Origin of the sequence: Candidatus Infernicultor aquiphilus, assembly GCF_002784285.1 — a bacterium.
Classification (GTDB): Bacteria; Atribacterota; Phoenicimicrobiia; order Phoenicimicrobiales; family Phoenicimicrobiaceae; genus Infernicultor; species Infernicultor aquiphilus.
The window spans coordinates 1,011-10,261 of the sequence record NZ_PFKO01000162.1 but is presented as its reverse complement, the minus strand read 5'-3'; the positions used below and the strand labels follow the sequence as shown (position 1 = coordinate 10,261).

At 31.9% G+C, this 9,251-nt stretch carries 5 protein-coding genes; all 5 read left to right on the top strand.

Annotation, left to right across the window (positions count from 1 at the left end; translation table 11 throughout):
• Positions 1-660: 660 nt before the first annotated feature.
• Positions 661-1,449 (top strand): RNA methyltransferase, encoded by a 789-nt coding sequence (locus tag COZ07_RS04475; protein ID WP_406607387.1) that lies wholly within the window; start codon positions 661-663, stop codon positions 1,447-1,449.
• Between the two features lie 51 nt (positions 1,450-1,500).
• Entirely contained in the window at positions 1,501-3,414 is a 1,914-nt protein-coding gene (locus COZ07_RS04470) for a hypothetical protein (RefSeq protein ID WP_406607386.1), read from the top strand.
• Between the two features lie 105 nt (positions 3,415-3,519).
• Entirely contained in the window at positions 3,520-5,247 is a 1,728-nt protein-coding gene (locus tag COZ07_RS04465; RefSeq protein ID WP_406607385.1) for a glutamine--tRNA ligase, read from the top strand.
• A 462-nt stretch (positions 5,248-5,709) separates the two neighbouring features.
• The gene (locus COZ07_RS04460; RefSeq protein ID WP_406607384.1) at positions 5,710-6,390 is read left to right on the top strand and encodes a class I SAM-dependent methyltransferase; all 681 of its coding nucleotides are present in this window, start codon (positions 5,710-5,712) and stop codon (positions 6,388-6,390) included.
• Between the two features lie 33 nt (positions 6,391-6,423).
• Positions 6,424-9,251, top strand: a 2,828-nt coding sequence (locus COZ07_RS04455) for an AAA family ATPase (protein WP_406607383.1), incomplete at its 3' end; no start/stop codon positions are given.

Here is a 9,251-nt window from a genome sequence, read left to right as displayed (position 1 = left end):
GATGGTTGAAGAATAACATCCATTAAAACAAGGATTGAAACTTTCAATAAGCCTAGCTTCTTTTAGTGTATCAATATTGTTGAGGAATAACATCCATTAAAACAAGGATTGAAACATACATAACCCTGATAAATATGAAACTTATAAACGGTTGAGGAGTAACATCCATTATGTGACAGAGACAGTTCTTTAACACATTTAAGGAACAACTTCAAAATTGATTGAGGTTGTCTTAGAAGAAAAAAGAAGAGAAATAATAAAAAAATAGATTGATTCCGGATGGATTAAAAAGCGGCATTTTTTCCATTATTTTTTACAATATTCCTTGATCGCTTCATTCATAAATTCTGCGAGTCCCTCGCCATCCGAAAACCTTAAGTAAGCATTATTTATATAAGTAATTTATTGGAGCTTAAAAAATATTTATTTTTTAAATAGTTATTTTTGGTTTCGCTTCCTTGAAAAGCGGTGAAGAAAATAGTAGAATTTGAATGTAGATTCGCAGATTCATGATGCAATAGGTCCTTTCCGGGATAAAAGCAGAATCACCCTTAAAAGCTTAAAGGCAATAAAAGGACAAGGGAGAAGACTTATACTCGAATAGAAAGTTTCTTTAATTACAGACCCTCCTTAATTTTAATCTATAGAGGAGTATCATAGGTGAAGCAGTATAAAGATATTACTTCCAGGGAAAACTCAATCTATAAGTTAATAAAAGCCTTAAGTCAAAAAAAAGTTCGTGAAAGCAAGGGATTATTTCTCATAGAAGGCAGTAAGCTTCTTGAGGAAGCGAATAGTAGGGGAGTAAAAATAAAATACCTTATTATTAATGAAACCGTAGAAAAGGTGCCAAAAATTAATCAAGGCTGTGAGGTTTTAAGGCTATCCCATAATCTATTTAAGGAAGCTTCAGCTACAGTTAGCCCTCAAGGAATAATAGCGGTAGTTGAGCAAATAGAACTATCCCTGGCAGATATAATTCTTGGTGCCAATCCTTTAGTAGTTGTTTTAAATGGCGTACAGGATCCTGGAAATCTTGGAACCATCATAAGAACCAGCGCTGCAGCAGGTGCTACTGCAGTATTATTAACTAAAGGAACGGTAGATTTATTCAACCCAAAAGTGATTAGATCTACCATGGGCTCACTGTTTCAGGTGCCTATTGTAAATGGTCTTGACGATGAGGAAGCGGTCCAATGGTTAAACCATAACTCTATAAATATTTTAGTAGCAGATTTAGATAGCGAAGAATATTACTATTCCGTTAATCTCCAAGAACCTTTCGCTTTAGTCATTGGAAATGAAAATAGAGGACCAAATGATATCTGGAGGAAGGCAGCTTATAAACAGATAAAAATTCCTATCCTGGGGTCCACTGAATCCTTAAATGCCTCAGTAGCTACTGGAATAATTCTATATGAGGCAGTTCGTCAAAGATGGTGCAAATGAGGCCAGCACCGATGATAAAGAATAAAAATTATAAAAGGTAGGTAAACTATTATGCAACCGGCTACCAGAATTAACGAATTTACCCTCGACATTATAGAATTTTGCGAAAACGATCCTTACTTATATAAAGAATTAAATAAAGAAAGAGAAAAGTTTTTTACTACTACTCCGGAGAAATATTATAAAACTTTTGACGAAAAAAATTATGTTGAACTAAGATTTGCCGATTATTTTATTTTTTTCTATATTTCTCAATATTACGAAATGACTCCTTTAGAGGTATTTTTATCTAAAATGCTTTCCAATTATAACCAACCCGATCAACAGATTTTATTAGGATTTAAAAATGGCGTCTTCAGTGCCTTTACCATTAGCAAAGTGGTAGTTGGTTCTTACTTTATAGCGAAAGACCTATCTTCTGGGAAAGAATATAAAGTAAGAGAAAATAAAGCTACCTATCAGCTTAAAGAAGGAGATTATATGGTAGGTCGTATTTTACCTTACGAGATAGATTATGCCTTGTCCAGTGTTAACCTGAACTATCCTAAAGAATCATCCTATATTTTAAAAAGATTATGGAAAAGTGCTCCTTCTGATATTACCCGTATAGTTACCCCTTTAATGATAGAGAAAGATCTTTTCCAAAAATACAGGGATATCCCTAAAGAGGAAGACCATCTGGAATCGGTAGAGAGAAAGCTAAAACATTTATTAAAAAAGTATTGGGGTAAAAAAGCACCTTCTATTAAAAATCTTAGAAAAAAGATCAATAGAATTACCGACCCTTTACCTCTAATGAGGGAGTTGTCAGAGAAGATTAATTTTCCTTCTGCTGAAGAATTAATGGAATTTCAGAAACTCTTTATGGATTTCTGGAATCTTTCTTCTCGAGATGAGTTTCAGGGGAAATCCCCTCAGGAAATTAATGAGCAAAACCTAGGTCCCAAGGAAAAAGAACTTACCCAGGATTTGATGCTCTATGTCCAATCTGAGGTTCATCCGGGTAATTTTTCCAGCCAGAATGAATTAAGCCAGGCGGTGAAAAGATGCCAAGAAAGATGGCTTCACCAGCCTCAAGAAGAACTTGATAACAAAACTCCCTGGGAAGCAATTTTGGAAGAAAGAAAAAGATTAGGTAGTCCCAGAAAAGATTTATCTGTTTCAATGAATATAACCCCGGTTTACTATGGGATAGAAGAACAGGTTGATTTAAGTAATATAGAAATGAAGGACGTCCCTTTAGTAAGAGATTTAGAGATTTTTGTCAATTATTTTACTAAAAACCAGGTAAAGGTAACTATAAAGAATAAATGGATTCCTTTTGCACACTTAAAATTAATAGAAGAAAAATTTACCAGCCCAGATAAAGATGATTTTTACTTCTTAGGCAAAGAAGAAAAGAGAGGAGAAGAAGCTAGCAAAAGATATTTCCACTTTATAGACTTATTATCTCGAGCTGCAAGATTTATCTACCTGGATAAAAGAGGCTGGGTAAAGGTAAATCTCAGTCATTTTCAAGAATTTACCAAAAAATCTTACGGAGAAAAAGTCTTTGAATTAGTCCTTACCTGGATTGAAAAGGTAAATTGGGCAAAACTTCAGATCAGAGATTTTACGGCAAAATATGCAAAAGAATATCAAAAAATATTTACTGACTTACTTTATTGTTTTCATAAATATGAAGTAAACAAAAAGATTGAAACAGAAGAACTCGTAGACCATTTCTATGGTTCTAAGATAAAAAATATGGAATCTCCCGAGGAGGTAAGGGGTGATTTAACTAGAATAATGGAGGTGGTTTTATTATTATATTTAAAATGGTTGGGTCTAATTGCTTCCCAAAAGAAAGAACGAATTCCCGGAATAGGGATTGTGTTGATTAAAGAATTTTGGGTTACCCCTAAGGGTAAAAAATTAATTGATAGACTGGTAAGGCATTATATTAAAACAGGGAAGATAAAATAAGTATAAAAACAAACTTAAAAATAAATATGACCAGAGATAGGGTACAAAGGCATTTTGGAATAAGGTGAAGAAAAGGTTAAGGAAAGAAAGCAAGGGGGACAGTTTATGGATTCCAGAGATTCTAAAGTAACAGTTAATTTTATTCAGGCGATCATTGATCAGGATAAAAAAACGAATAAATATGGTGGCAAGGTTCATCTCCGGTTTCCGCCGGAACCTAATGGATATCTACACATCGGCCACGCCAAGTCTATCTGCTTGAATTTCGGTATAGCTGCACAGAATGGCGGTCTATGCAATCTTCGCTTTGACGATACCAATCCCAGCAAGGAAGATGTGGAATATATTGATTCCATCATCAAGGATGTTCGGTGGCTGGGATTTGACTGGGAGGACCGGCTTTTTTATGCTTCCGACTATTTTGAGAAGATGTATGATTACGCCGTCGGTCTAATTAGAGCAGGTGAGGCTTATGTGTGTGACCTCAGTCCTGAAGAAATCAGGAAGTACCGGGGAACTTTCCAGGAGCCGGGAAAAGAAAGTCCATATCGGAAGCGGTCTAGGGAGGAGAACCTAAATCTATTCCAAGGTATGCGGGCTGGTGAATTCGCCGATGGTTCCCGGGTGTTGCGGGCTAAAATTGACATGACCTCTCCTAACCTGAATATGCGGGATCCTATCCTTTACCGCATTTTAAGGGCTACCCATCATCGGACGGGGGATCAATGGTGTATCTATCCCCTGTACGACTATGCTCATCCTCTTGAAGATTATTACGAAGGAATTACTCACTCCATTTGTACCCTGGAGTTCGAAGACCATCGCCCTTTATATGACTGGGTTCTCAATGCTTTGCATCTGCCCAATCCACCCCGGCAGATCGAATTCGCCCGTCTGAATCTTACTAACACGGTGCTGAGCAAGCGCAAGCTTCGCCAGCTGGTGGAGGAAGATTATGTAACTGGATGGGATGACCCGCGGATGCCAACCATATCCGGTCTGCGGCGCAGGGGTTACACCCCGGAGTCTATCCGAAATTTCTGCGACCGTATCGGCATATCCAAGACCAACAGCGTGGTGGACATCCGTTTTTTGGAACACTGTATACGCGAGGACCTGAATCTGCGGGCTCCCCGGGTTATGGGGGTACTGCATCCTTTAAAATTGGTTATCAGTAATTATCCCGAGGAGATGGTGGAAGAGATGGAAGCAGAAAACAACCCCGAAGATCCTGATGCCGGGACACGCCAGATACCTTTTTCCAGGAATTTATATATCGAACGGGAAGATTTTTGCATCGATCCGCCCAAAAAGTATTTTCGACTGGCTCCCGGTTTTGAGGTTAGATTAAAGAATGCCTATATTATCAAATGCGATGGGTTTGTTCGGGATGAAAAAACAGGAGAGATAAAAGAGGTGCATTGTAGCTACGATCCGGAAACCAGAAGCGGCAGACCAGCCAGTCAACGTAAAATAAAGGGAACTTTACACTGGGTTTCCGCAGCTCATGCTTTGAAAGCGGAGGTTCGCCTATACGACTATCTTCTGCTCGACCAGATCGAGGGAGGGGAAGAAGATGAGGGAGATGAAGATTTTGTAAAGCAACTTAACCCTAACCCCCTGGAAGTGTTAAGTGATTGCCTGGTGGAACCCAGTTTAGCGGGAGCGGCCCAAGGAAGTAGATACCAGTTCATGCGGCAGGGTTACTTCTATGTGGATCCTGATTCATTGCCGGATAAGCTGGTGTTTAACCTTATTGTATCCTTACGGGACACCTGGGGCAAGATCCTAAAAGACAATGAAGACCGGAAGTCCTATTCGCAAATTCCTTAATAAATTTTGGTTAGATTAAGAAATTTTTGACCAAAACTCCTTATTTTTAAAGGAATATAGAAAAATAAAAAAAATTTTTAAAAAAAGAAGGATTTTTGAAATTTATATTGAAGTAAGGTCTCCACATTCGATAAATATAATTAATATTAAAATATAAAGATCTAATTTTCTTCCTTGGTAAATTCTTTAAACTCATTCCCATGGATAGAACAAAATAGAAGAAAGCAGTAAATTAGAAATTTTAAATTAAGTTGTTATTAATTTATATTTTAAGGTATTCAAAAATGCATATTAATATTACCGGTGGTGCGGGTGGTAAATTATCTGATTCTGATCCTCAGCATGATTTTTTCCATAAAATTCTTTTAACAACAAAATAATTATAATCAAGGTATAATGTCAAAGAAGAGCGCCAATTAAGATAATGATTAAAACTATACTTAAAAGAAAAGTGTTTAGGGTATGAAAAATAAGAGTTATTACTTAGATAAACTTTCAGCAGAACAGTTAAAGAAATGTTATCAAATTGCTCCGCCTCGAGTAAGACAATATTTAGATGCTGAAATTCAACATATTCTGGATAAGGTTCAACCTTCAGATATTGTCTTAGAACTTGGATGTGGTTATGGAAGAGTACTTAAGAAGGTTTGTGAAAAAGCAAAAAGGGTGATTGGTATTGACATATCAAAGTCAAGTTTAGAATTGGCAAAAAAACTATTAGAAGGAAATTTAAATTGTCAGTTATTTTTAATGAATGCTATTAGCCTTAAATTTCCTAACCAATTTTTTGATATAGTGATTTGTATTCAAAATGGAATTTCCGCTTTTAACGTAAATAAGAAAGATTTAATTAGAGAAGCTGTTCGGGTTACTAAAAAAGGTGGATTGGTATTATTCTCGACTTATTCAGATAAATTTTGGGAAGAACGTCTAAATTGGTTTATCCTTCAATCTAAAGCAGGACTTATTGGTGAAATTAATTTAACTGAAACTCATAATGGAATAATTTTCACTAAAGATGGATTTAAAGCCACCACAATTAGACCGACGGATTTTACTTCCTTAACTTCTGAATTGAATATTGATTTGAAAATTGAAGAGATAGATAATTCAAGTATATTTTACGAAATTTTACTTACTTAGGTGATAAATTCAAATCAATAAAAAGATAAATTTATGTCTATAAAAGTTAGAGTATTTGGTATCCCTGTAGTAATGGGAGACAGAGACAAAAGAATATTTTTTCCCTATACAAAATTAGAAGCTTTATTTTATTACATGGTTATTAATAAGAAAGCAACTCGAGATGAATTAGCAGATTTGTTATGGGGAAATTGCAATGAGAAATATGCTAAGAAAAATTTAAGAAATGCAATATATAATATTTCTAAATTATTCAAAAAAGACATATTCATTTCTCCTAAAAGAACTTTTTTATCATTAAATCCAAAACTTGAAATTAAATTGGATTTAGATATTTTCCTTCAAGATAATATCGAGGGAGTAAACACTTATGTCGGAGATTTTTTAAAGGGTTTTTCTGTAAAACAAGCAGAAGTATTTGAAGAATGGATGGTAGGAAGAAAGCGATATTATCATGAATTATACATTAGAAAATTGTATTTTCAATTAAATAAAAATTTAAAAAAGAAAATATATAACGATGTAGAATATTACGCTAAACTAATTATAAAGGCCGATGAATTTGATGAAAACGCGTATAGATTATTAATTAAAACATATTTAAATAAAGGTGATTATACTAAGGCAATAATAATTTATAATGAATTATCAAATTTATTAAAAAAGGAATTAAATATTGAACCAGACATCAATACAAAAATATTAATAAATAGAGTTTTAAAATTAAGAAACATTGATAGAAAACGGGAATCATCCCTCTATAAAAAATATTTTTATGGAAGAGAAAAAGAATCAAGTTTTATTTTTTCAGAATATAAAAATTTTATTAATAATAAAAATTTTAGATCAATAGTTATTTTTGGGGAAGCTGGAGTAGGCAAGACTAGGTTAGTACAAGAATTTATTAATTTAATTAAAAAAGACAAAATAAGTACATTCAAAGCAAATTGTTATCAAATAGAAGAGAATTATATTCTAAAATCCTGGAACAATATATTTTCTATGATGCCAAGCAATATTTTAGATACGATAAAATTTCCAAAAAATTCTATTATATTAAATTTATTTCCAATTTTTTCTAATAATAAAGAAGATTTGTCTTTTAATTTAAAATCAATAAAAAATTCAGATTATTTTAAACATCAAAAAATGGAAGAAGAGATTATTAAAATATTAAATAAAGTATCCATGCAAAACAAGGTTATTTTAATTTTTGAGGATATACATTGGATGGATCTAAAAAGCTTATCTTTGTTAGCGCATGTTTTGCTTTATTATGAAAAAAATAATATATTTTTTTTATTTACCTGCAGCAATGAAGAAGAAAAAAAAATTAATAATTTTTTATCTTTAATGCTTAGATACAATAAGCTTTTGAAAATATCGATAGAAAGGTTTAACAAAAATGATACAACGATCTTTATAAGAAATGCTTTACCAAATTACAAATTATCAGATAAAATTTGTTCTAAAGTTTTTCAAGAAACTGAAGGTCTTCCCCTTTTTATAGTTGAAGTTATAGAAGCAATAAAAGATGAAAAAAAAGTTAAGATAATTTTTTCTCATAAAATACAAGATATTCTTGAAAGTAGATTTTTTAAAATATCAGAAGAAGAAAAAAATATTTTAAATATCATTTCGCTCTTCTTTGATGGAGTTAATTTAAAATTACTTAATAAAATAACCGGAGAGCAAGAACTTAAAATAATGAATGTGATAGAAGATTTAGAAAATAAATTTCTTATAAAAGAAATAGATTCTCCTCAAGGGGTTATTTTTAAATTTACACATCAAAAGTTAAGAGAATTTGTTTATTTAAAACAACCGTTAATAAAAAGAAAAGTATTACATAATAGAATAGGTTTAATTATAAAAGATTCTCTAAAAAATAAAAAAAATATTGACATTCAAATATATTCTTCTTTGATTTATCATTTTGAAAATGCAGGGAATATTGTACTTGCTTTAAAATATAGTATTAAATATATGGAATTTTATCTCGATTTTACACATGAATTGTTTCCAACAATAAATAAAATAAAGATAAAAATGAGCCAAGAGGTGTTTTTTAAAAAAAGAGAAATTACAAAATATTTTGAAAAAATTAATAAATTGCTTAAAATAGGCGAAAAAAGATATGGTTTAATTAAAGATATTCTTAAATTTAAAGTTTATTATTATCATATAGTAGGAAGATATTACATTAGAGAAGGTTTTTATGATAAAGGTATAGAATGCATTTATAGTATGATAGGAAATGCCGAGACAATTAATGATTACAAATATATTTTAAAAGGATTTAGACAAATAATTTATTATTGCATTCAAGTACATAATTGTGAATTAATGAAAAAATATATAGAAAAGGGTTTATTAATAGCAAATAAACATCACTACCAAGATGAAACAGCATTTTTCCTGAGGCTAAAAGGATTGAATAAAATTATGATTGCAGAATATGAAGAAGCCAAAAAATATTTGAATAGATCAATTGAAATACTTCAACAATTAAGCCACGGTAAAATTAAATATTTATTAAATATTGCTGGGGCTTATAGTTATCTTGGAGATATAAAAAGGTGCAATATGAAGCCTTCTGACTCTTTATTTTATTATAAAAAAGCTGTAGCAATTTGCAAAAACAAAAATTTAAATAAAAATTTAGCTCTAATTTATACTAAAATGGGAAAAGCTTATTTTGATATGGGTAATTATAATAAAGCAAAAGATTATTTTGAAGAAGCGATTTTTCTATATGCTAAATTTAACTCGTTTTGGGGTCGATCTATATCAAATGGATATCTATCTTTAATATATATTAAAGAAGGTAAATATTTAAAAGCTTATAATCTATTGAAGTT